The organism is Ensifer sp. 38_S197, assembly GCF_056924495.1.
The window spans coordinates 768897-792453 of the sequence record NZ_JBXOVZ010000001.1; the positions used below are offsets into that span (position 1 = coordinate 768897).

Annotated in this window: 23 protein-coding genes; 7 read left to right on the forward strand and 16 right to left on the reverse strand. The window is 62.2% G+C overall.

The genetic code is table 11. The features are described from left to right. Position 1: 1 nt before the first annotated feature. The 10 genes from AC1Z3V_RS03480 to AC1Z3V_RS03525 form a co-directional block, all read right to left on the reverse strand. Positions 2-502: a CMD domain-containing protein gene (locus AC1Z3V_RS03480; RefSeq protein ID WP_483497240.1), complete on the reverse strand. Its 501-nt coding sequence runs from the start codon at positions 500-502 to the stop codon at positions 2-4. A 27-nt stretch (positions 503-529) separates the two neighbouring features. After that, positions 530-1999, reverse strand: coding sequence for an NAD(P)-binding domain-containing protein (locus AC1Z3V_RS03485; protein ID WP_483497241.1), 1470 nt, complete (start codon positions 1997-1999; stop codon positions 530-532). 14 nt (positions 2000-2013) lie between these two features. After that, positions 2014-3084 (reverse strand): ABC transporter ATP-binding protein, encoded by a 1071-nt coding sequence (locus AC1Z3V_RS03490; RefSeq protein WP_483497242.1) that lies wholly within the window; start codon positions 3082-3084, stop codon positions 2014-2016. Between the two features lie 5 nt (positions 3085-3089). Then, the gene (locus tag AC1Z3V_RS03495; RefSeq protein WP_483497243.1) at positions 3090-3881 is read right to left on the reverse strand and encodes an ABC transporter permease; all 792 of its coding nucleotides are present in this window, start codon (positions 3879-3881) and stop codon (positions 3090-3092) included. Between the two features lie 10 nt (positions 3882-3891). Then, on the reverse strand, positions 3892-4872 hold the full coding sequence (locus tag AC1Z3V_RS03500) for an ABC transporter permease (RefSeq protein WP_483497244.1): 981 nt from the start codon (positions 4870-4872) through the stop codon (positions 3892-3894). A gap of 76 nt (positions 4873-4948) precedes the next feature. After that, entirely contained in the window at positions 4949-6049 is a 1101-nt protein-coding gene (locus AC1Z3V_RS03505; RefSeq protein ID WP_334196962.1) for an extracellular solute-binding protein, read from the reverse strand. A 61-nt stretch (positions 6050-6110) separates the two neighbouring features. Next, positions 6111-7106, reverse strand: coding sequence for a LysR family transcriptional regulator (locus AC1Z3V_RS03510; protein ID WP_483497245.1), 996 nt, complete (start codon positions 7104-7106; stop codon positions 6111-6113). 108 nt (positions 7107-7214) lie between these two features. Continuing rightward, positions 7215-8249, reverse strand: coding sequence for an L-threonine 3-dehydrogenase (tdh, locus tag AC1Z3V_RS03515; RefSeq protein WP_483497246.1), 1035 nt, complete (start codon positions 8247-8249; stop codon positions 7215-7217). A gap of 13 nt (positions 8250-8262) precedes the next feature. Next, the gene (locus tag AC1Z3V_RS03520) at positions 8263-9450 is read right to left on the reverse strand and encodes a glycine C-acetyltransferase (protein ID WP_483497247.1); all 1188 of its coding nucleotides are present in this window, start codon (positions 9448-9450) and stop codon (positions 8263-8265) included. Beyond that, positions 9451-10560, reverse strand: coding sequence for an NAD/NADP octopine/nopaline dehydrogenase family protein (locus tag AC1Z3V_RS03525; RefSeq protein WP_483497248.1), 1110 nt, complete (start codon positions 10558-10560; stop codon positions 9451-9453). Between the two features lie 701 nt (positions 10561-11261). Between AC1Z3V_RS03525 and AC1Z3V_RS03530 the strand changes: the two genes are divergently transcribed. Both AC1Z3V_RS03530 and AC1Z3V_RS03535 read left to right on the forward strand, forming a co-directional pair. Beyond that, positions 11262-12176, forward strand: coding sequence for a LysR substrate-binding domain-containing protein (locus AC1Z3V_RS03530; protein WP_483497250.1), 915 nt, complete (start codon positions 11262-11264; stop codon positions 12174-12176). An 81-nt stretch (positions 12177-12257) separates the two neighbouring features. Beyond that, positions 12258-12800 (forward strand): GNAT family N-acetyltransferase, encoded by a 543-nt coding sequence (locus tag AC1Z3V_RS03535; protein ID WP_483497251.1) that lies wholly within the window; start codon positions 12258-12260, stop codon positions 12798-12800. Here the strand turns inward: AC1Z3V_RS03535 and pobA are convergent. Beyond that, a complete protein-coding gene (gene pobA / locus AC1Z3V_RS03540; protein WP_483497252.1) occupies positions 12794-13966 on the reverse strand; it encodes a 4-hydroxybenzoate 3-monooxygenase in 1173 nt (390 codons plus the stop codon). The genes AC1Z3V_RS03535 and pobA overlap by 7 nt on opposite strands. A 128-nt stretch (positions 13967-14094) precedes the next feature. Here pobA and AC1Z3V_RS03545 point away from each other — a divergent pair, with 128 nt between their 5' ends. Beyond that, positions 14095-14982, forward strand: a complete 888-nt coding sequence (locus AC1Z3V_RS03545; protein WP_483497254.1) for a helix-turn-helix domain-containing protein — start codon at positions 14095-14097, stop codon at positions 14980-14982. A 34-nt stretch (positions 14983-15016) separates the two neighbouring features. Here AC1Z3V_RS03545 and AC1Z3V_RS03550 read toward each other — a convergent pair whose 3' ends face one another. Then, on the reverse strand, positions 15017-15331 hold the full coding sequence (locus AC1Z3V_RS03550; protein ID WP_483497255.1) for a hypothetical protein: 315 nt from the start codon (positions 15329-15331) through the stop codon (positions 15017-15019). Between the two features lie 41 nt (positions 15332-15372). Continuing rightward, positions 15373-15831: a hypothetical protein gene (locus tag AC1Z3V_RS03555; RefSeq protein ID WP_483497256.1), complete on the reverse strand. Its 459-nt coding sequence runs from the start codon at positions 15829-15831 to the stop codon at positions 15373-15375. Between the two features lie 191 nt (positions 15832-16022). Here AC1Z3V_RS03555 and AC1Z3V_RS03560 point away from each other — a divergent pair, with 191 nt between their 5' ends. Beyond that, entirely contained in the window at positions 16023-17471 is a 1449-nt protein-coding gene (locus tag AC1Z3V_RS03560) for an NCS1 family nucleobase:cation symporter-1 (RefSeq protein WP_429818484.1), read from the forward strand. A 49-nt stretch (positions 17472-17520) separates the two neighbouring features. Here AC1Z3V_RS03560 and olsE read toward each other — a convergent pair whose 3' ends face one another. The 3 genes from olsE to AC1Z3V_RS03575 form a co-directional block, all read right to left on the reverse strand. Continuing rightward, a complete protein-coding gene (gene olsE / locus AC1Z3V_RS03565; protein WP_483497258.1) occupies positions 17521-18462 on the reverse strand; it encodes an ornithine lipid hydroxylase OlsE in 942 nt (313 codons plus the stop codon). 496 nt (positions 18463-18958) lie between these two features. After that, positions 18959-19621: a sulfite oxidase-like oxidoreductase gene (locus tag AC1Z3V_RS03570; RefSeq protein WP_483497260.1), complete on the reverse strand. Its 663-nt coding sequence runs from the start codon at positions 19619-19621 to the stop codon at positions 18959-18961. 89 nt (positions 19622-19710) lie between these two features. Beyond that, a complete protein-coding gene (locus AC1Z3V_RS03575; RefSeq protein WP_429818478.1) occupies positions 19711-20466 on the reverse strand; it encodes an IclR family transcriptional regulator in 756 nt (251 codons plus the stop codon). 177 nt (positions 20467-20643) lie between these two features. Between AC1Z3V_RS03575 and AC1Z3V_RS03580 the strand changes: the two genes are divergently transcribed. From AC1Z3V_RS03580 to pcaF, 3 genes are read left to right on the forward strand one after another with little or no spacing between them, the layout of a single operon-like run. After that, on the forward strand, positions 20644-21504 hold the full coding sequence (locus AC1Z3V_RS03580) for a CoA transferase subunit A (protein WP_483497261.1): 861 nt from the start codon (positions 20644-20646) through the stop codon (positions 21502-21504). Positions 21505-21516: 12 nt separating this feature from the next. Further along, a complete protein-coding gene (locus AC1Z3V_RS03585) occupies positions 21517-22299 on the forward strand; it encodes a CoA-transferase subunit beta (protein WP_483497262.1) in 783 nt (260 codons plus the stop codon). Then, positions 22299-23504, forward strand: coding sequence for a 3-oxoadipyl-CoA thiolase (gene pcaF / locus AC1Z3V_RS03590; RefSeq protein WP_483497264.1), 1206 nt, complete (start codon positions 22299-22301; stop codon positions 23502-23504). The genes AC1Z3V_RS03585 and pcaF overlap by 1 nt, the downstream gene beginning before the upstream one ends. Positions 23505-23557: the final 53 nt, after the last annotated feature.

Genomic DNA, 23557 nt, shown 5'->3' on the forward strand with positions numbered 1-23557 from the left:
GTCAGTTATCCCTCAGCATCTTGAGGCCAGCCACCACCAGCACCTGATAGTTCACAAAGGCGATAAGCCCGGCGAGTGTGACGATGTCCCGGTCGTCGAGGCCGGCCGCAAGAAGCTTTTCGATATGGGCGCGCGTCGCCTCTTTTGGTGAAAGCGTGACGAGATCGACATGGGCGAGAATCGCCTGAAGGCGGGGATCTTCGGTGCCGTTGCCAGGATCGGCAATCGACGCCAACCCGGAGCCCTCCTCCTCGCGTTCGAGCAGCGCCCGGAAATGCGCGGCAAGTTCCTGCGACTTCCAGAGTGCCGCCATACGCGCGGCAAGCGCCGCCCTCAGCGCATAGGAGAAGTTGCGCGGCTCGGCCGGGCGAAGGGCTGCCTGATAGCTCGTCTGGCTCAAGTGTTTCAGTTTCGCCCGTTGTTCTCGCAGTGCCTGCAGGTCGGGAAAGCGACCGAGCCCGAGCACGGTGTCGATCACGTCATTTGTCGATGGTGAGGTCATTGGTTTTCCAGTTATCTGAAATGAGGTTCATGCCGTCTTCTGTGCCGGCGTCGGCGCATCCGCATCCACCCATTCGGTCCCGTCGAGCTCCGGCTTTTCGTAGGCGATCAGCGCTTCCCAATGGTAGTCGACGTCGCGGATGAAGAGCGAGGCGGCAACCCCGCGCGCCAGCCAGAGGGCGCCTTCACTGATGGCGGGGATGTCGCCGCTGACCTTGCCGACGCTGACCGAGGCACCGTAGTTGAAGCAATGGATGTCCTTCAGCCAGGGTGCCGTTCCGGGCTCCTTCTCGGTGAAGGAGAAATCCGCATTCAGCCAGGGAAAGCGCCCGAGCCCAGGGTTTTCTTCGCCCGGCGGCGGCGCGTAGCGATCCTCCCAGCAGGCGATCTGGTGCTGATAGGGGGCAAGCTCGCTGCGGCTCAGCGGATCGATCGAGAAGCCGGTGCCGAGGATGACGAAATCGGTGCGGAAGATGCGACCGTTGGTGGTGGTGATGACGACCTCGCTGCCCTCCTCCTTCATCGAGCGGATACCGCAGCCGAAATGGAAGTAGGCGTTCGGATGCCGGCTGACACGCAGCGTCGAATTGTGCGGCGCCGGCGTCTGCTGCTTGGCTGCATAGTCCATCAGCCGCCAGCGCCATTCCGGAGAAATCTCGGCAAAGCCTGCGGTGACGCCAAAGGAGCCGATGCCCATCAGCTTGTTGACGGTCGGCATTTCCTTGCGGCGGGCGAGAAGCCGCACCTCTCCTGCCCCCTGCTCCAGGGCCTCCGCCGCATTGTCCACCGCCGAAGCGCCCACGCCGATGACGACAACACGCTTGCCCTTCACACGAACGAAGTCGATGTCGTCGGCCGAATGCGCCCAGGACCGGTGCCGCTCCATTCCCTTGACGAAGTCGGGAATGGTCGGCTCACCGAGCCCGTCGCGGCCGGTCGCCATCACCAGCTTGCGGGTGATGATCGCAGGCTTCGCGCCGCCTTCGATTTCAAGCTCCAGCAAACCGTCGGTACGCGGCACGATGCGGGTGACATGGGTGTCGTTTTCGACCGGAACATCCATGACCTCGCGATACCAGCGCAGGTAATCCATCCACATCGGCCGCGGAATACGGAACAGTTCATCCCATTCCGCTTCGCCATTAAGTGCAGTGAACCAGGCGCGAAAGCTGAGCGAGGCAATTCCCAGCGCGGGGCCGAGAAGGTTCTTCGGCGAGCGCAGCGTCTCCATGCGCGCATAGGTCACCCAAGGCCCCTCGAAACCCTTCGGCGCACGATCGACGATGCGCAGATTGACAATGCCGGCGCGCGTGAGCGCATGCCAGGCAACGAGCCCGCACATACCGCCGCCGATCACCACCACGTCGCTCACGGCATCGCCCGCCGCCGTCGTCACAGGCTTCGACCAGTTGGCCGGCGGATAGTTGAGATAGCTCAGATCCTGCCTTACGCGCGCATTGAGCTCGGCAAGCCGCTGCTTGTGTTGACTGTCGGTCATCCCCGGTCTCCCTTTCATTTCGCCAGCAGGACGGCGTCGCTGTCGCGCCAACCCACCCAGACGTCGTCTCCTTCGACGTGTGAAAGTGCCACCGGGTCGATCTGCGCCGAGAGCGTGCTCCCGTTGTCGAGCATGACGGTCAGCGACGTGTGGGCGCCCTTGAAGACGCGCTGGTTGATACGCGCCTTCAGCGACGGGCGATCTTCGGGCTTGCGCGACAAGCAGAAAACCGCCTCCGGACGCAGCGCCAGGGTGACATGATCTCCCGGTCTCGGCGCCGTGCCATTCACGTCCGCGTTTACGACGTTGCCACGCCACTCGACCGCGGCTAGCCGGCCCGAAACCGATACGACCGTGCCCTCGAGAAAATTGCTCTGGCCGATGAAGTTCGCGACGAAGCGGCTGCGTGGCCGGGCATAAAGCTCGTCCGGTCCGCCCATCTGCTCGATCCTGCCCTTGTTCATCACGACGATGACATCGGACATGGTGAGCGCCTCTTCCTGGTCATGGGTGACAAAGATGAAGGTCTTGCCAGTCTTCTTTTGGATCGACTTGAGCTCGATCTGCATCTGCTGGCGCAGCTTGGCGTCGAGCGCCGAAAGCGGCTCGTCGAGGAGCAGCACGTTCGGATCGGGCGCCAGCGCCCGCATCAACGCCACGCGCTGGCGCTGTCCGCCGGAGAGCTGCGCCGGCATTCGCTCGGCATGGTCCTCCAGCGAGACAAGAGAGAGAAGCTCGGAGACCCGTCTGTGGATCGCGGCACTTTCCATGCCCTTCAGCTCCAGACCGAAGGCGATGTTGCGGCCGACCGTCAGGTGCGGGAAGAGCGCATAATCCTGGAAGACGATGTTGACGTTGCGCTTGTTCGGCGGCAGGTGCGAAATCGGCTTGCCCTCGAGGTAGATTTCCCCCGACGTCGGGCTATCGAAACCGCCGAGCATGCGTAGCGTCGTCGACTTGCCGCAGCCGGAAGGGCCGAGCAGCGTGACGAACTGGCCGGGCGCGATCGAAAGGTCGAGATCATCGACGGCGGTCAGCGCCCCATAGGACTTGTTGACGTTCTTGAAATGGACGACAGGTTGCATTCGCGTCAGCTCCTGGAACGGCGGGTGAAATGCTCGGCGTAAAGGCCGATGGCAGTGGTGACGACGAGCACGATGGTCGCCATGGCGTTGATTTCCGGCGACATGCCGCTTTGCACCTTGGCGAAGATCAGCATGGGGAGCGTCGGCTGGTAGCCGCCGAGGAAGAAAGTGCGGACGAAGTCGTCGATGCTGGTCAGCACGCAGAAGATCATGCCGCCGAAGAGCGCCGGCATCAGATAGGGGATGGTTACGCGCAGGAAGGCGATGAAGGGGTCGGCCCCGAGATCGCGCGCCGCGTCCACCAGATTGGCCGGCATCGAACGCAGCCGCGTCAAAACCATGATGACGACGAAGGGCACGGCATGAACCGTATGTGCGAGGATGATTGCGAAGGATCCGGTCGGAATGTCAACGGCACGGATGAAGATGCGCATCGAGATCGCGTTGATCAGCCCCGGCACGACGGCGGGCAGACAGGCAAGCGCGAAGATCACCGCCTTGCCCCAGATGTTTTCCGCCGACACGAGAAGCGCGATCCAGACGCCGATGATCGTCGCCGAGAGCGTGGTGGCAAGCGCGATGCCGATGGAATAGAGCGAGGCTTCGAGGAACTGCTTATCCTGGACCACCTTGCCATACCAGGAAAGCGTCCAGTTGCCGATCGGGAAGGCGATGAAGTTCGCGTCCTTGAAACTCATCGCCGTCATCAGTGTCAGCGGCAAGACCAGATAGACGGCGAAGATCCAGTAGGAGGCGCCGAGCGCGGTTTTCGGAAGGTCGTTGAAGTAGTTTCGCATCGGTCGGCCCTCACATCAGCCGGACGGAGCGGCCGCCGACGACCCGCATGAACAGCCCGACGGTCGTCAGCGACACCACCAGCATGATCATCGAGAAGGCGGCACCTTCCGGCCATTTGTCGTTCGACCCGTGGAAGAGGGTCGCGATGACCTCGGGAAAGATCACCGCATTGGGGCCACCGAGCAGCAGCGGTGCTGCGAAGACGCCGACGGCCGTCAGGTAGACGAGGCTGCAGCCGGAGACGATGCCGTCCTTGGAGAGCGGCAGGATGACCCGGCGGAACCGCTGGAGGGGTCCGGCGCCGAGGTCGGCGGCTGCATGGATCAGCGGCGTCGGGATCTTCTCGATCGCCGAATAGAGCGGCAGGAGCATATAGAGCGCGAGCAGATAGATGACGCCGAAGCTCAGCGAAAAGAAGGTGTAGAGCATCGGGATCGGCCGGTCGATGAAGCCGAACTCGCGCAGGAGCACGTTCAGCGCCCCGCGATTGGCAAGCAGCATGATGACCGAGAAGGTGCGGATCAGTTCACCGGCCCAGAAGGGTATGAGCAGCAACAACAGGGCCCGCATCCGGTTCTTCGGCTGCACTACCTTCGCCACGTAGTAGGCAACGGGGTAGACAATCACCAACGTCGAGATCGTCACCACAGCGGCAAAGATCAGGCTGCGGACGAAGGGCAGGAAATAGAGCCGGTCGGAAAAGAACAGCGCATAGTTCGCAAGCGTATATTCGCTGCTTTTGTCCGGTTGCGGCGGGTAGTTGGCAAGAAGGCTGATATTGGCCATCTGGAGGATCGGGCCGATATGCAGCATGGCGATCCAGACAAGTGGCACGCCGGCGAGCACGGCGAGACGCACGCGCCGGCTTTCGACCAGAAGTCCGATTGTATGGCGATAAAGCCCCGAACGCGCCGTCCTACCGATCCAACCGGCATAGCGCGGCACCATCGACAAACCGACGGGTGGCGGTTGTGTTGTCGTATCCAGCATTCTCTTTGTTCCCGGCTCTGGAAGAGTCCATTTTTTTGAAGGCGACCGGCCGCAGCCGATCGCCCGGGTTCAGACGTCAGGCTGCCTTGATCTCGGCGGCGGCCTTGTCGATCATCTCGTTCTTCATGTCGCGGTTGACCGAGCTGAAGAACTGGATGCGTTCGACCTGCTCGGGCGGCAGCGACAGCGCGGCGCGCTCCTTGTCGTCCAGCACCTTGTCGACGCCTTCGAAGGCCGACGAGAAGCCGGACTGGCGAGTCATCGCAGCGCCGATCTCCGGCGAAGACAGGATGGCGTCGAGGAAGGTGTAGGCCGCGTCAGCGTTCGGTGCGTTGTTGACGATGTTGAACGAATAGAGGAAGCCGAAAGTGCCTTCCTTCGGCACCGAGATTTCGATCGGATGTCCGTCCATGACGAGCTTGGCGGCCGGCCCGGACCAGGCCTGCGCCAGGTAGATGTCCTCGTTGACGAACATCTGCTGCAGCTCGGAGCCGGCATCGTAATACTTGCGAACCTTGTCCTTGTGCTGGATGAGGAAATCGCGGGCCTGGTTCGTCGCGGCCTGCGCGACATCCGGCTTGTCGCCATAGGTCACGTAGTCGCCGTCGTTGCCCTGGTAGCGCATGACGATCGAGAGGAAGTCGCTGACGATATAGGACGTCAGGTTCTTGTTCTCGTCGTCGAACATGATGCTCCAGCTGTCGGAGGCCTTGGCGTATTCGGTGTTGCGCACGAGGCCCTCAAAACCTGCAAGCAGCGGTACGCCGAAGGTCTTACCGTCGACGGTCAGCTGCGGCGCGCCCTTGTAGGCGGCGGCGAGCTTGTCCCAGTTCTTCAGCCGCCCGGTGTCGAGCGTCGCCAAGAGGTTCGACTTCATGAACTGCGAGAGACGGTGTCCGGTCACGGTCACGATGTCGGTGGAAGGTGCGGCCCCCTCCGCGGTCAGGAGGTTGTACTGCTTTCCCTGGTCGTCGGTCAGCCGAATGCGCACCTCGATACCGGTATCCTTCTGGAACTGGTCGATGAAGGACTGCGGTACGAACTTGTCATAGGTCGTGATGTTGACGACCTTGCTCTGTGCGAAAGCCGGGCGAAGGATCGAAGGCGCAGCAAGCACGCCGGCCCCAGCCGCCAGCAGCTTCATTGCCGATCGGCGGGTTACGTCAAAATTGTTCATCTCATTCTCCTCATTTTAGCAGGCTCAATTCCGTGTGAGCGTTTAGAGCTTTTGCTCCCCTTTATTCCGCCGCCGGGTTATCCGGCAGCGCACCGATGCCGGCCTTCCTGCCGGCAAAGCTCCTTTCGGCGATACGCGCCATCTGCTTGGGATCGTGGGCACTAAGATCCGGTATCCGCTCCGAGGCGATCCGCGCTATCAGTCGAATGAGTTCCCGGACGCCGGCAGAGAGCGGGCGCGAACCTGCCGACAGGATCGCCCACAGGAAAGGGATCTCGACATCGAGCGGCCGAACGACGATGGACGCCGATTGCAGGCCGTAGGCCGTCGCCGGCTCGATGATCGCCACGCCAAGGCCGAGTGATGCGATCTGCACGGCGTTGTTGGCCGCGTTGGTCGCGATGATCCGATTGGGCCGCACCCCGGCTGCATCGAGTGCTTCATCGACGCTGTGGCGGAGTCGAAAGGGATTGGACATGGTGACGAGCGTGCGCCCGGCAAGATCGGCGATCGAGATCACGTCCTTGGCAGCCAGCGGATCGTGCGGCGCAACTGCAGCCACGCAACGGCCTTCGAAGAACCCTTGTACCTCCAGGCCCGGCTGGTCTGCCGGCAGCGAGGTAACGCAGAAATCCGCCGTGCGGGCGAACACCGACTGAACGGCAGCCTCGGCCGGCATGCTGCGAAGATTGATCGTGTGCGGCAGCAGATGCTCTGGCAGTTCTGCGAGCGCGATCGGAATGATGCCGCTGGCGAACGCCGGAGTCGCGGCGATCTCGATCGGCTCGGGCTCCTTGTCAGCGATTGCCTTGGCGCGGTTGCGCAGATGGCCGATGCCGCTGACGAAACGCTCCGCATCCTCGTGGAAGGCGATGCCCTTGTCGGTCGGCGCGATCCTCGGGCCATTGCGCTCGAACAGCGCGAAGCCGAGCGACGTCTCCAGGTCCTGAATCAGACGCGTCACCTGCGACTGCGAGCGGTCGAGAAGGCGAGCAGCACCGGTAATGCTGCCCGTCGACATAACGGCGAGAAAGGCCTCGAGATCGCGAACTTCCATGGGCTATCATGCGCTCCTTGCATGCTGATTTATCGATAGTGCATAAAACGCATTCTTAGTTCTAGTGACAAAAGACAATTTTTCTCGTTGGGTCCTCTGAGCGCCTGCTCACCAGTCCATGACGACCTTGCCGGAGTTGCCGGAGCGCATGGCCTCGAAACCGTCGCGGAATTCGTCGATCGTGATGCGGTGGGTGATGACCGGAGACAGGTCGATGCCGCCTTGCACGAAGGCGATCATCTTGTACCAGGTCTCGAACATCTCGCGGCCGTAGATGCCCTTGAGGTTCAGCATCTTGAAGATCACCTTGTTCCAGTCGATCTCGAAGCCGGCCGGCGCGATGCCAAGGATGGCGATCTTGCCGCCATTGTTCATCTTGTCGATCATGTCGCGGAAGGCGGGGGCCGCACCGGACATCTCCAGCCCGACGTCGAACCCCTCGGTCATGCCGATCGCCTTCATCACGTCGGCAAGGTTTTCCTTCGAGGCGTCGACGACATAGTCGATGCCGACGCTTTTCGCGAGCGCCAGCCGTGTCGGGTTGATGTCGGTGATCACCACCTTGCGGGCGCCGGAACGCTTGGCGACCAGCGCCCCCATGATGCCGATCGGCCCGGCGCCGGTGACGAGCACGTCCTCGCCGACGAGATCGAAGGACAGCGCGGTGTGCACGGCATTGCCGAACGGGTCGAAGATCGCGGCGATCTCATCGGGCACGTCGTCCGGGATCGGCACGACGTTGTATTCCGGCAGGCAGACGAACTCGCCGAACGAGCCCGGCCGGTTGACGCCGACGCCAAGCGTGTTGCGGCACAGATGCCCGCGGCCGGCGCGGCAGTTGCGGCACTTGCCGCAGACGATATGCCCCTCGCCCGACACCCGTTCGCCGACATGGTACTTGGTGACGGCCGAGCCGACCGCGGCGATCTCGCCCATGAACTCATGGCCGACCACCATCGGCACCGGTATCGTCTTCTGCGCCCACTGGTCCCAGTTCCAGATGTGCACGTCGGTGCCGCAGATCGCCGATTTCTTGACCTTGATCAAGACGTCGTTCGGGCCGATCTCCGGCACCGGCACGCGCTCCATCCAGAGGCCCTCTTCCGGCTTCGACTTGACCAGCGCCTTCATCATGTTCGTCATCGGTTTTCTCCCCTCAGATCACCCCGAGGTCGCGGCCGACCTCTTCGAAGGCGGCGATCGCCCGGCGCACGTCGTTGTCGCTGTGCGCCGCCGACATCTGCGTGCGGATGCGCGCCTGCCCCTTCGGCACCACCGGGAAGGAGAAGCCGATGACATAGACGCCCTTCTGCAGCATGCGGGCCGCCATCTCCTGGGCGAGCGCGGCATCGCCGAGCATGACCGGGATGATCGGATGCCCCTCGCCGGCAAGCGTGAAGCCGAGCTTCGACATCTCGGCGCGGAAGAGGCTCGCATTGGCATAGAGCCGCGCGCGCAGCGCAGCGCCGTTCTCGATCAGATCGAAGACCTTGAGCGAGGCCGCCGCGATCACCGGCGCCAGCGTGTTGGAGAACAGATAGGGGCGCGAACGCTGCCGGAGCCACTCGACCACTTCGGCCTTGGCCGCGGTATAGCCGCCGGAGGCGCCGCCGAGCGCCTTGCCGAGCGTGCCGGTGATGATGTCGATCCGGCCCTCGACGCCGCAGTGCTCGGCCGAGCCGCGGCCATTCCTGCCGACGAAACCGACCGCGTGGCTGTCATCGACCATGACCATGGCGCCGTATTTGTCGGCGAGGTCGCAGACCCCTTTGAGATTGGCGATGATGCCGTCCATCGAGAACACGCCGTCGGTGGCGATCAGCTTGAAACGGCTGCCTTCGGCCTTCTTCAGTTCCTCTTCCAGCGCCGCCATGTCGTTGTTGGCATAGCGGAAGCGCTTGGCCTTGGAGAGGCGCACGCCATCGATGATCGAGGCATGGTTGAGCGCGTCGGAGATGATCGCGTCCTCTTCGCCAAGCAGCGTCTCGAACAGGCCGCCATTGGCATCGAAGCAGGAGGAATAGAGGATCGTGTCTTCCATGCCGAGGAAGGAGGAGATGCGGGCCTCGAGCTGCTTATGCTCCTCCTGGGTGCCGCAGATGAAGCGCACCGAGGCCATGCCGTAGCCGTAGCGGTCGAGCGCCCTTTTGCCGGCCTCGGCGAGCGCCTCGTTGTCGGCCAGGCCGAGATAGTTGTTGGCGCAGAAGTTGAGCACGCGGTCGCCCGAGGCGACCGCGATCTCGCCCGCCTGCTTCGAGGTGATGACGCGCTCGGACTTGTAAAGCCCGGCCGTCTTCAGGCCCTCGAGTTCGAAACGAAGATGAGACAGGAAGCGTTCGTCCATTCAGGCACGTCCCTCGGCTCGATCGGCAGCGGCAATGGGCGGAAAGCCGGTGCGGCACAGGGCATCGAGACCTTCGAGACCCAGTCGCTCGAGGCCCAGTTCAGGCAGGAGATCGTTCTCGCCTTCGAAGTCTCGGCCATACATGGCCGAGAAGATTCGGATGCCTGATTCATGCAGGACCGCCGGGCAGCCGGCGAGGCGCGCGAGCTGCGCTGTGACCACCAAGCCGAAGGGGACATCTTCCGTCACGTAGCGGCTGTCCGCTGTCGCAGGGCCGATGCCGTTGTTTCCGGCCTGGTACATTTCCTGGTTCATCTGCGAGATGGTGCTGACGGGCACATGGAACGACAGGTGGAAATGCTGGAAGATGTCGCGCACCTTCAGGTCCAACTTCTCGGCTATGGCCAGGCGCTCGCGATCGAGCGTCTCCAGAAGACGGCCGATATTGGGGGTAACGTTTTGCGCCTGCACCCAGGTTTCGCCGCGCTCCATGCGCGACATGTTGCCGAGCGCGATGCCGAGGTGGTTTTGCGGGTTCAGGTTCGAAAGGGCGATCGCCAGCAGGCTGCCGCGGTCGACGAAATGTTCGCCGAACAGCGCCGTGCAGACCGCATGCCCGCGTGCACTCTCCGACGTGGGAACGGTCGCCAGGTCAACCTGCTTGCGGATCGTATTTACGTGCACCACCGCCGGGCCGAGCTTCCGGCCGCTGACGATCGTCGTGCCCCAGGCAACGATCGGCACGGTGATACCGCGCGCCGCAAGCAGCGACGAGAGATAAAGCGCTCCGAACGAGGTATGCGAACTGAAGATCACGACCTGCCTGGCCGTCAGATGCGGCGCGATCGCATCCAGCACGAAGCGGTGGCCGTAGGCCGGCAGCGCGATGAGGATCGCATCCGCATCGCTGACCAGATCTTCCGCGCGTTCCGCAACTGCCGGAAGGAAGGTGCCTTCGACGGCACCTTCGGCCGTCAGGCTTTCCCCCGCGGCAAGTGCCCGTGTTCCCGTGCCAGACGGCGACCAGAGCGTTGCCTTGTGCCCGAGCTTTTCCAGAAGGGCGGCAGTGCCGAAGGCAATAGAGCCAGCACCCGCGATACCTACACGCATGTCGTTTCCATTCCATTTGATAGTCGGTGGCAGGCACCGCCCGCCGTCGAGACGTCGTTTCTATTGAAGCGTTGCCGGACGAAATGAGCCTGGTCGCCTCCGAGGACCAGCCAAGCCAGATGTCGTCGCGGCTGAGCCCTTGCACTTCGCTCGGACGAACGAGCGCGTTGAGTAGATGCTCCTCGCCGATTTCGACGTTGAGCGATGATGGCTGCCCTTGAAAATGCGCTGGCGGATGCGACCCTTCACCCGGTCGGCGACACCCGGTCCGCCTGCCGAACATTGGATCGCTTCCGGGCGCAGCACGACGCAGATCGCGTCACCGGCCTTGGGCGATAGCGCCACCTGCGCCCAGCAGCTTGAGCGCGTTCCTGCGATTGATTTTCTGCCCGAATACCATTGTTCCTCCGCTCGCCTCCCAGCGTGACTTGATGGCGCCGGTGCGCGCATGCGCGCTCTTCCGGTCCTGTCGCCAATCGCGCAACAGGATCGATCCGGCTGCAGCCCGCCTATAGATAGGCGCAGCAAATTTGAGCCGTCTAATTGTTTTTGAGCCTGCATCCATTCCAAAAGGTTATAGCTAGACATCTAAGCCGGAACCGCGAAGGGCTATATTTTGCGGGGATCTCGGGGCGCTCGATTGTCAACCTCTGCGCGCAAAGCTAGGGTGAAGGCAGGTCGGCCCTGTGGGAAGTTATGGAATGAAACGCGCACCGAACCTGCGGCAAATCGAGGCTCTCAAAGCCGTGATCGAATGCGGCACCGTCAGCCGTGCCGCGGAAGTCCTGCATATCTCGCAGCCCGCGGTGAGCAAGCTCCTGGCGCATCTCGAAGAAGATACGGAACTTGAACTGTTCGACCGCATCAAGGGGCGGCTCATACCTTCGGAGCATGGGATGCGGCTCTACAAGGAAATCGATCGAGTGTTTGCCGGCATCAAGCAGATCGAGCGTGCCGTCGACCTGATCCGGCGCGAGGAACTCGGGCAGATCTCGGTCGGCGTGATGCCGGCGCTTTCGGGCCTCTTCATCAGCCACACCAACAAGCGCTTTCTCGCGCGGCACGGCGATGCCTACATCTCGGTGGTGATCCGCAGTTCGCAGTTCATCGTCGAATGGCTTCTGTCCAAGCAGGTGGATATCGGCCTGATCAACCGCAATACGGACAACCCCTATATCGAGTGCGTTCCGCTCCGTGGCGGAGACCTCGTCTGCATCGCGCCGCGCGATCATCGCTTCGCTGAGAAACAGGAGATCGTGCCCGGCGACATCCACGGCGAACCCTATATCGGCTTTGCCGCGGACAACCGCATCCGGCAGAAGATCGAAAGCACACTCGATAGCTACGGCACCCGCCTGAACTACATCATGGATGCCACCCTTGCGCCGGCGGTGTGTGAAATGGTCGCCAATGGACTGGGAATCGCCATCGTCGATCCGGTATTCACCTTTGGCCAGCGCGACCGGCTGACGATCAAACCTTTCCTCCCCAGCATCGCATCGGATCTCAGCCTCTGCTGGCTGCGCGATACGAAAAACCGTCACCTGGTCGACGCCTATGTCGAGGCGACGCGCGCCACGGTCCAGGATATGCGGCTGGCGATGGATGCAATCTGAGACTGCGCGCCTGCCGGATTTCGCGGCTTTACAAGCTTCGGCCTGCGACCGAGATTGCGATCCAGACAGAATTGGTGATCCATGCCGACCGTTCCCCTCCTCGTTGACGCATTTTCCGAAGCGCACATTCCCGAGATGCTCGATTGGTTTTCGAGCCTGGAAGCGCTGGTGCAATGGGGCGGCCCTGGTCTCTCCTTTCCACTGCAAGCCGCACACATCAAGGCGATGCTTGCGGAAACCAAAGCTGCCGAGCCTGAACGGTTGATGTTCGCCGGCCTGGTCGGCGGCAAGCTCGCCGGCCATGCACAGGTCGCGCTTGATTGGCAGCACGGTGTCGGCCGCCTCAGCCGGGTTGCCATTAACCCGGCCCTGCGCGGTCGCGGCCTCGCCCGGCCGTTTCTGCGTGAGGTGACCGAGCTATTCTTCGTCAATCCCTCTTTCGAGCGACTGGAACTCAACGTCTACACCTTCAACGAGGCAGCGATCCGCACGTACCGCAGTCTCGGCTTTCGCGAGGAAGGCGTCCGCCGGTCCTCGGCCAAGGTCGGGGATGCCCGTTGGGACACAGCAATCTACGGACTTCTCAGAGGCGAATGGCCCGAGCGCGCCATCTCTTCTCAGTAAGGCAATCCGACATAGTTCTCGGCCAACACCGTCTCGGCGGCAACCGAGTGGGTGAGATAGTCGAGCTCGGCTTCCTGGATCCGCTGGTCGAAATCGCCGGTGTCCGGGAAACGATGCAGCATGGTGGTCATCCACCAGGAGAACCGCACCGCCTTCCAGACGCGCGCGAGCGCCCGTGCCGAATAGGCATCGATCCCTGCATTCGAGCGATCCTGATAATGCTCGAGCAGCCCTTCGAAGAGATAGTGCACGTCGCTGGCCGCGAGGTTCAGCCCTTTCGCCCCGGTCGGCGGCACGATATGCGCGGCATCCCCGACCAAAAACAGACGACCGAAGCGCATCGGCTCGGCGACGAAGGAGCGCAGCGGCGCGATCGACTTTTCGAAGGAAGGACCGGTCACCATCGCCTCCGCATGGTGCTGCGGCAGCCGCCGGCGCAACTCGTCCCAGAAACGTTCGTCGGACCAGTCCTCGATCCTTTCGCTCACGGAGCATTGAATGTAGTAGCGGCTGCGCGTCTGCGAGCGCATCGAGCAGAGTGCGAAACCGCGGGGATGGTTGGCGTAGATGAGTTCATGATCGACGGGCGGCACGTCGGCCAGAATGCCGAGCCAGCCAAAGGGATAGACCTTCTCGAAGATGCGGACAGCCTTTTCGGGGACTGACTTGCGGCTGACACCGTGAAAGCCGTCGCAGCCGGCAATGAAGTCGCAATCGATACGCTGCGTCGTGCCATCCTTCTCGAAAGTGACGTAGGGTCGATGGCCGTCGAAGTCATGCGGTTCGACATTGCCGACCTCATAGATCGTCGTCGCACCCGATCGCTCGCGATGTTCCATCAGATCACGCGTCAGTTCCGTCTGGCCATAGACCATGACGCGCTTGCCACCGGTCAGATGCAACAGATCGATGCGGTGGTCGCGACCATCGAAGGCAAGCGAGAAACCGTCATGCGGAAGTCCCTCCTTGTGCATTCGTGCGCCGGCCCTGGCGCGATCCATCAAGCCGACCGTCCCCTCCTCTAGCACGCCGGCGCGCACGCGACCGAGGATATAATCCTTGCTGACGCGGTCGAGAATGACGTTGTCGATGCCGGCTTCCCTCAGCAATTGCCCAAGCAAAAGCCCGGATGGCCCTGACCCGATGATGACGACCTTGGTGCGCATGCTCTCCTCCAGAATTGTCTTTTGGCAGAATTGTCTTTTGGCAAAATCTGCGCCGAGCGGACTTCGCTCTCAATGGACAAATCCGCCATGAAATTGCACAAATCGAACATGGCTTTGGGGTACGTGAGATGAAGAGGACGGTTCCGACCTATGACCTCTATGGCGAAAGGATCGGCGAGCGGCCGGATTTCTGGCTGCATTGCGAGACGATTCCGTCACGCAGCAGCCTCTATCATTGGGAGATCGGGCTGCATCGCCACGAGAGCTTCTTTCAGATCTTGTACATTGCCGCCGGTTCCGGCGACGCCGTCTTTGGCGACACGGTGCATGCCATAGAGCCCCCCGCCGTGATCATGGTTCCACCGGCGCTCAGCCACGGCTTCCGCTTCTCACGCGACATTGACGGCTTCGTCTTCACCATTCTGGCTTCGCATCTCAAGACATCTCCCGGCGAACGCAGCCGTCTCGGTGCATGGCTGGCCAGCCCGCATCTGACCCGGCTCGACGACCGCGAGGATGCGGCCTACATCGCAGCAACCCTCACCCGCCTGGCCAGGGAGTGGGAAACCAACCGCAGCAATCGCGCCGACCTTTTGGATGCCTATCTGACCTCGGCCCTGACGCTGACGGCGCGTCTCGACGAGGCAAGCGACGAGCGGGACGATACGGCCGATAGCGAAAACGAACAGCGGGTCCAGCGCTTCCAGGCGCTCCTGCAGCAGCACCACCGCTCGCACTGGCCAGCCGCAGCCTATGCCCGCGAACTTGGTCTGTCGCCGACCCACCTTAACCGCATCACACGCGCCATCATCGGCCTCAGCGCCCACGAGGTCATCTCACGAAAGCTTGTTGGCGAGGCGAGGCGCGAACTGGTCTTCACCCGCGCCAGTGTGCAGGAGATCAGCTTCCGCCTCGGCTTTGCCGATCCTGCCTATTTCTCCCGCTTCTTCCTGCGCCACACCGGCATGACGCCGCGCGCATGGCGGCTCGCCGAGCGAGACAGGCTCGGCGCGTAGAGGCCGCCATGCCTCCCTGCCGGTCGTCCCCAGCCTAGCCGAAGTGCACGTCCTGATAGAATGTCCAGATGCTGATGGCACTTTCAGGCGCCGCTGAGGTGCTGTGAAGCGTCAGAATGATCGGGAGATCAACCGGATCGTTGAAAACCAGTTTGGCGAAGATCAGGCGACTTCCGTCATCGTGGTACTTGACGATCGCCTCCAGGGTCGGCTCGTCACGGACGCGCCGCAGCATCCCGGAGGCGTCCCGGAATTGTTCCGCCATCGCGGTGGTGTTCGCGAAAGGTCGGTCGGTCAGGCATGCGAACCGCTCCCAGTCCTCGGCTTTCGCAGCCTCGACGATTTCCACGAGACGCGACCGTTCGACAGCACTCGGTCCTCCAGAGCCAATCAACACGGATCGCACTCCGGCCTCCACTGCTGTTCAATGCGGACCGCCAGTAGCGTATCGTTCCAGACGCCTCTGATATTGAGCTTTCGCAGCTGGTGTTCGAGCTTGTCGACCCGGATTTCGTTCACACCATCCCACAACCACCAGACGTCAACCCTGCCTGTCTGCGGATTCACTATTCCTGCCCGAAAAATCGGAAATGGCCGAAGCGCCTCAGCAACCGGTTGATGGCCGGCTATTGCCACACGCCGTTGTCTGACGGCCGCTGCCAGCGGAAAGAAACAAGAGAAGAGCGGAACGCTATTCACCACCGCCGAGAGGTCCCGGGGCCTGGCTTCAAAGATGCCCGGAAAAACCCTCAAGAGTGCGCCGTAAGGTTTCGCCGTGTGTGTAAGTTGAGCGTAAGCCAGTCCTGACGAAACGGGCACCTCGACCACGGCGCCAGTATTGATCTTCATCGAGATACTCCAGGCGGCAAGCGCCTATAACAAGCAGGGTGGGGCGCATGTGAATTCCAATGCACTCACCCTTCCTGCATCAAGGAGAAAACGCAACACGCCGGCCTAAAAAGACTTTTGCAACGACTCAAAACAGGAGCAGAATCAATGCTCGGGTCCGAGGGGGACCCGGAGGATATACGGAGGAAGACATGGCAGTACGCGATCCGTCGCCCTCGTTGTATAACGAGGATCTGGCACCGGCCGAGGAGCGCCGGTGGGGCGCTTTCAGCATCTTCAATGTGTGGACATCCGACGTGCATAGCCTGTGGGGCTATTATCTCGCAGCGAGCCTGTTCCTGCTCTGCGGCAGTTTCATAAACTTCGTCATCGCGATCGGCATCGGGTCGCTGGCAATCTTCTTCCTGATGAGCCTCGTCGGCAATGCGGGCGTGCGCACCGGCGTGCCCTTCCCCGTGCTCGCCCGCGCCTCCTTCGGTACGTTCGGGGCCAACGTTCCGGCACTCGTACGCGCGGTCGTCGCCTGCTTCTGGTATGGCGCGCAGACGGCCGCCGCCTCAGGCGCGATCGTCGCGCTTCTCGTCCGCAACGAAAGCATGCTAGCGTTTCACCAGAACAGCCACATGCTCGGCCACTCGACGCTCGAGGTCATCTGCTATGTCATCGTCTGGTCGCTGCAATTGCTGATCATCCAGCGCGGCATGGAGACCGTTCGAAAATTCCAGGACTGGGCCGGCCCCGCGGTCTGGATCATGATGCTGATCCTCGCCGTCTATCTGATCGTCAAATCCGGTACCTTCTCCTTCGGCTCGGAAATCCCGCGCGATGTGCTCATCGAAAAAACCAAGGATGCGGGTGTACCCTGGGAGCCCGGCACCTTCCCGGCGCTTGCGGCGGTCGCTGCCACCTGGATCACCTATTTCGCCGCTCTCTATCTGAATTTCTGCGACTTCTCGCGCTATGCGACGGACGTAAGTACGCTGCGCAAGGGCAATCTATGGGGCTTGCCGATCAACCTTCTGGCCTTCTGCCTGGTTGCCGGCGTGACGACGACAGCGGCTTTCGCCGTCTATGGCGAGGTGCTGCTGCATCCGGACCAGATTTCGGCGAAGTTCGATAGCTGGTTCCTGGCGCTGCTTGCGGCGCTCACCTTTGCGGTGGCGACGCTCGGCATCAACGTCGTGGCAAACTTCGTGTCACCCGCCTTCGACTTCGCCAACGTCTTTCCGCGGCAGATCACCTTCAAGCGCGGCGGCTATATTGCGGCCCTGATCGCCCTCATCCTTTATCCCTTCGCGCCGTGGGAAACGGGCGCAGCGCATTTCGTCAACTTCATCGGTTCGACAATGGGGCCGATCTTCGGGGTGATGATGGTCGACTACTATCTGATCCGCAGAGCCCAGCTCAACGTCGAAGCGCTCTACCATGAGGATGGCGAATTCCGCTTCCAGAACGGATGGCACAGCAATGCCTTTATCGCCTTTGCGATCGGCGCGCTGTTTTCGTCGATCCTGCCGACATTCACGAATGTCCTTCCGGCCTGGTGGGGAACCTATGGCTGGTTCTTCGGTGTCGCGATCGGTGGGGCGATCTACTACGTATTGAGGATCGGCGCACGCAAGCCGGCCTTTGCCTCCTAGCCGTCCAATGCCGTACCCGGCCGAACGGCTGGGTACGGCATCCATGCGATCACGAGCCTCGACTTGGGCGGCCGAGAATCTGGCGAACGCCTTCCTTGGTGAAGGGCTGGACCAGTTGCTTCAGAAATCCCCGTGCGATCTGCCCCTTGATGCCGATGTCGGTGGAGGATGGACGATCGGGATTATAATAGGTGGCGAAGATCAGATCCCAGATCACGACGTTCTCGCCGTAGTTCATGTTGCCTTCACGAAGGTCTTTCGAATGATGCCAGCGGTGAAGGCGCGGCGTGCTGAAGACGAAATCGAAGGCGCCGGTGCGCATGTCGACATTGCAATGGGTGAGGATACCCATGAAGGCCGTAACGGCCCCAAGCCACCAGAAAACGTGGAGCTGTGCACCGAGGAAATAGAGCGGAATCTGGCTCATCGCGACCTTGAAGAGCGAATCGGCAACATGGAAGCGGCCGGTGTTGATGACCCAGAGCCGGACGACACTGTGATGCAGGGCGTGGAACCGCCAGAAGAACAGTTTTTCATGGGCGATGCGATGGGCCCAGTAGAGGCCGAGTTCCGCAATCACCACCGCGAGCGCCACCTGAACCACCATCGGCCAATCCGAGGACCACAGTCCGAACTTCAACGCAGCAAGGGGCTGCAGGATGTTGGCGGCGTACATGGGGAAGACGGCAGCGATCAACCCGGCCAGTTGCAGCAATCCCTTGGTCGCCAGCGTGTGCCCGATGTCGTTTACCGCTTCGCCATCCGACATCAACCAGCGCCTCTCGTAGGGGATGTATCGTTCGAGCAGGAACAGAACGAAGACCGCGGCGGCATAGACCGCCGCGAAGGCGGCCATCGGATGGGCGCTTGAAAAGGCAAAATACGAACCCAACAGTCCGCAGAGGAACACCAGAGGCCAGGACAGGTATCGAACAACATGTTTTAGTAAGTCCCCGAGCTTCGAATGGGCGCGGCTACGCTCTGAAACCATCAATGACGCTCCATCCAATCCAGCAGTTCGCGGCATGTGCGCGGACGACCATCGCTGATGCGCCCATCAGAACATGCACCCAGGCGGAGGTCCGGCTCGGACCAGTCGCCCCACCTCGTGCAGCCGTATATGTGCCTGATCTCGGCGCAAGTGCGCGGCCTTCCGTCACTTAGCCGACCATCACGACAGGGATCGTACAGATGCTGTGTGGTGCGTTGCGGATCGTCCGCAATCCACAGTCCTTTGTCGTCGGCATGGCCCGCACCCGCGCCGAACAGCATCATCCACATTGGCAAGACGACCAATCGCATCGACAACCGCCCTTGTTTGAAAACGTTGTTGCCGAACTTTGGGGGGAGCGGATTACACGAGCATTGCGGAAAGGTCGGAAGGATGGAGCGTCCATTCAGACGGCATCGATCTCTTCTGCCGCTACCAGTCCGCGGGCCTGTAGTCGCTGATGGATCCGGTAAAGCCTTGAGAGGCGGCGAAGATATCAGTCGTCGGAATAGCGCTCCTCGCGCCACGGGTCTCCGCGCATATGATAGCCGTTCTTCTCCCAGAAGCCGGCGATGTCGCTGGCGCGAAAATCGATGCGTGTCAGCCACTTGGCGCTCTTCCACAAGTAGAGATGTGGAACGATGAGCCGCATCGGTCCGCCATGGGTGCGGGTGATCGGCTGCCCCTCCCAGTCCGTCGCCAGGATCGCATCCTCGGCGGCGAAGTCTTCGAGCGGCAGGTTGGTCGTGTAGCCGTCATAGCTCGTGAGCATGACATGACTTGCTTCGGGCTTCGGCATGACATGATCCAGCAGATCACGGGTCGCGACACCCTGCCAGCGGTTGTCATAGCGCGACCAGGTGGTGACGCAGTGTATGTCCGAGAGCCTATCGCTCTGTGGCAACGCCTTGAAGTCGGCCCAGGCGAGCGACACGGGGTGCTCGACAAGGCCGGTGATTTCGAGCCGCCAGCTTTCCGTCCGAACGATCGGCTGCTGGCCGAGATCGAGCACCGGCCAATCCTTGACCAGGTGCTGACCGGGCGGCAGGCGTTCGTCTTCCGGCCGGGCGATTCGTCTGGTCAGGAATTTGCCGTCCGCGGCCCAGCGCCGCTTCGTCGACGTGAGTTTGGTTTCCGGCGGATGCGTGTCGTCGGTCATGAATCTCTGCTCCCCACCCCTGGTTCCCTCGCCAAGTGAGAGTAAGAAGGGCGCAGCCGTGGAACGTCAAGCACAGGCGCGTAAAGTTGCTATCGCAGGACCACACGCAGGGCGGCCTGCGTTTCCTTGAGCAGCGGCAGATAACGCTCCACCATCTCCGCCGCGGCCACATGCACGGCCGGTGCGCCGATATTCAGCGCCGCAACGATCCGGCCGCGATCATTTTCAAGCGGCACGGCAATGGAACAGAGACCGAGTTCCAGTTCCTGATCGATAAGCGCGTAGCCTTGCTCGCGCACGCGGCGGAACTCGGCGATCAATTCCTCCGGATCAGTTTTCGTATAGGGCGTGTTTGCCTTGAGGCTCGAGCGCGAAAGGATCTCGCGCGCCTCTTGCTCCGGCAAAGCCGCGAGCCACACCCGCCCCATGGAGGCGCAATAGGCAGGCAGTCGCGAACCCGTCGTCAGGTTGATCGACATCACCCGCTTCTGCGAGGCCCGGGCGATGTAGACGATTTCGGTGCCATCCAGTACCGAGGCCGAGGCGCTCTGCCCGGCGCGGTCCGAAAGCTGGTCGAGATAGGGCTGGATGATGGTCGGCAGCGGCGTTGCCGAAAGATAGGCATGGCCGAGCCTTAGTATCTTCGGCGTAAGCGCGAAAAACTTGCCATCATAGTCGGCGTAGCCGAGTTCGGAGAGGGTCAGCAGCGAACGACGCACCGTCGCCCGGTCGAGGCCGGTGATCTTCGACGCCTCGGCGATCGACAGTTTCGGCCGCGTTTCATCAAAGGCTTCGATCACCGCCAGCCCTCTGGCAAAGCCGCTGACGAAATCGGTTTCTCGCATTGTCGCCTCCCAAATCACGACAACGATTTTGTGCGATATACGAACAAAAGTCAAATAACGCACAAAATATTTGACCGCGCTTTCTGATCGGCGCTTATTGGCATGCGGAAGAGCGAGCCGCCTCGCCACCGAAGAGGTGCCGGGGCCGCAAACAGAAAAGCAGCAGAGAGAGGAAACATGGCGAAGATCGTTTCGCTCGCCGAGGCCGTCGGCGACAATGTCAGGGATGGCGACACCGTCGCCATGGAAGGTTTCACCCATCTGATCCCCTATGCCGCGGGCCATGAGGTGATCCGCCAGGGCCGCAAGGACCTCTTTCTCGTGCGCATGACGCCCGATATTCTCTACGACCAGTTGATCGGCGTGGGTGCGGCGCGGGGCATGAAGTTTTCCTGGGGCGGCAATCCCGGCGTCGGCTCGCTGCATCGGTTCCGCGATGCCGTCGAAAACCAGTGGCCGCGACCGCTCGAAATCGAGGAGCACTCCCATGCGGCGATGGCCAATGCCTATGAGGCGGGTGCCGCCAACCTGCCCTTTGCGACGCTGCGCGGTTATATTGGCGCCGACCTGCCGAAGGTGAACCTCAACATCAAGTCGGTCATCTGCCCCTTCACCGGCGAAGTACTGGCCGCCGTGCCGGCGATCCGCCCGGATGTCACGATCATCCACGCCCAACGCGCCGACAAGAAGGGCAACGTGCTGATCGAAGGCATCGTCGGCGTGCAGAAGGAGGCGGTGCTCGCCGCCAGGCGCTCGATCGTCACGGTCGAGGAGATCGTCGACGAACTCAACCCGCCGTCGCCCAATTCGCTTGTTCTGCCGAGCTGGGCAATCACGGCTGTTGCCCACGTTCCGGGCGGCGCCTTCCCGTCCTATGCGCACGGCTATTATCCGCGCTCCAACGCCTTCTACATCGGCTGGGACGAGATCGCCCGCGACCGCGACAGCTTCACCGCCTGGATCAAGGAAAATGTTTTGAACGCCAAGCCGGAAGATTTCGCCAGGCATGCCGGCAACAAACCGGCGAAGGCGGCCTAAAGGGAGGATAGGATGAGCGACTTCACCCCCACCGAAATGATGACGATCGCCGCCGCCCGGGCGCTTTCCAACGACGACGTCTGCTTCGTCGGCATCGGTGCCCCATCGGCTGCCTGCAATGTCGCGCGGCTGACGCACGCGCCGGATATCACGCTGATCTATGAAAGCGGCACGGTCGGAACCAAGCCCGACGTGCTGCCGCTTTCGATCGGCGACGGCGAACTGTGCGATACAGCGCTTTTCACGGTCTCGGTGCCCGAGATGTTCCGCTACTGGCTGCAGGGCGGACGCATCACCACGGGCTTCCTCGGCGGCGCCCAGATCGACAAATTCGCCAATCTCAACACCACGGTCGTCGGCCCCTACGATCACCCGAAAGTGCGACTTCCCGGCGGCGGCGGCGCCCCGGAGATCGCCTCCAATTGCGGCCGCATCTTCATCACCATGGCGCTGTCGAAGCGCGGCTTCGTCGAGAAGCTGCCCTTCATCACCTCCATGGGCCACGGTGAAGGCGGCAATCATCGCGAACGGCTCGGCATGAAGACGAAGGGGCCGACCCGGGTCATCACCGATCTCTGCATTCTGGAGCCGGATCCTGAGACCAAGGAGCTGACCGTCGTTTCGGTGCACCCTGGCGTGACGCGCGAGCAGATCGTCGAAAATTGCGGCTGGGCGATCAAATTTGCCGACCAGGTGATCGAGACGCCTGCGCCGACGGAACTGGAACTTGCGACCCTTCGCGACATCAATGCCCGCACCAAGAAGGCGCATCAGGGCGACAAGGAGGCAGCCTAATGGCCGAGGCATTCATCTGCGACTACGTGCGCACCCCGATTGGCCGCTTCGGCGGTTCGCTTTCCTCGGTACGGGCCGACGATCTCGGTGCGATCCCGCTTCGCGCCCTGATGGAGCGAAACGCTAATGTCGACTGGGACGCGGTCGATGACGTCATCTTCGGCTGCGCCAACCAGGCGGGCGAGGACAATCGCAACGTCGCGCGCATGTCGCTGCTGCTGGCCGGTCTGCCGGTCGGCGTGTCGGGCACGACGATCAACCGGCTCTGCGGCTCCGGCATGGATGCGGTGATCACCGCGGCACGTGCCATCAAATCGGGCGAAGCGGAACTGATGATCGCAGGTGGGGTCGAGAGCATGTCGCGCGCGCCCTTCGTGTTGCCAAAGGCCGACACCGCCTTCTCGCGCAACGCCGAGATCTACGACACCACCATCGGCTGGCGCTTCATCAATCCCCTCATGAAGAAGCAGTACGGCGTCGATTCCATGCCGGAGACCGGCGAGAACGTCGCGGAGGATTTTCACGTCAGCCGCCAGGACCAGGACGCCTTCGCCGTTCGCAGCCAGGCGAAGGCGGCGGCGGCACAGGCGAATGAACGACTGGCGAAGGAGATCGTTGCCGTGACGATCCCGCAGCGGAAGGGCGAGCCCGTCGTCGTCGATCGCGACGAACACCCGCGCGCAACCACGATGGAAGCGCTCGCCAAGCTCGGCACGCCCTTCAGACAAGAAGGCGGCACGGTGACCGCCGGCAACGCCTCCGGCGTCAACGATGGCGCAACCGCCCTGATTATTGCCTCGGAAGCGGCGGCGAAGAGGTATGGCCTACGACCGATTGCCCGCATCCTCGGCGGGGCCACCGCCGGCGTGCCGCCACGCATCATGGGCATGGGGCCGGCGCCGGCGTCGAAGAAGCTGATGGCGCGCCTCGGTCTCACGCAGACGCAGTTCGACGTCATCGAACTCAACGAAGCCTTCGCCTCGCAGGGGCTTGCCGTGCTGCGCGATCTCAGGATTGCCGACGATGATGCGCGCGTCAACCGCAATGGCGGCGCCATCGCGCTCGGCCATCCGCTCGGTATGTCCGGCGCCCGCATCACCGGCACCGCCGCGCTCGAACTGCAGGAAACCGGCGGTCGCTACTCGCTCTCAACCATGTGCATCGGCGTTGGCCAGGGCATCGCGGTTGCGCTGGAGCGCGTCTAGCGCTCCAGCGCAACGACGTAAGACCCGGCTGGTGCGGAGCCGATCGCGCTCGC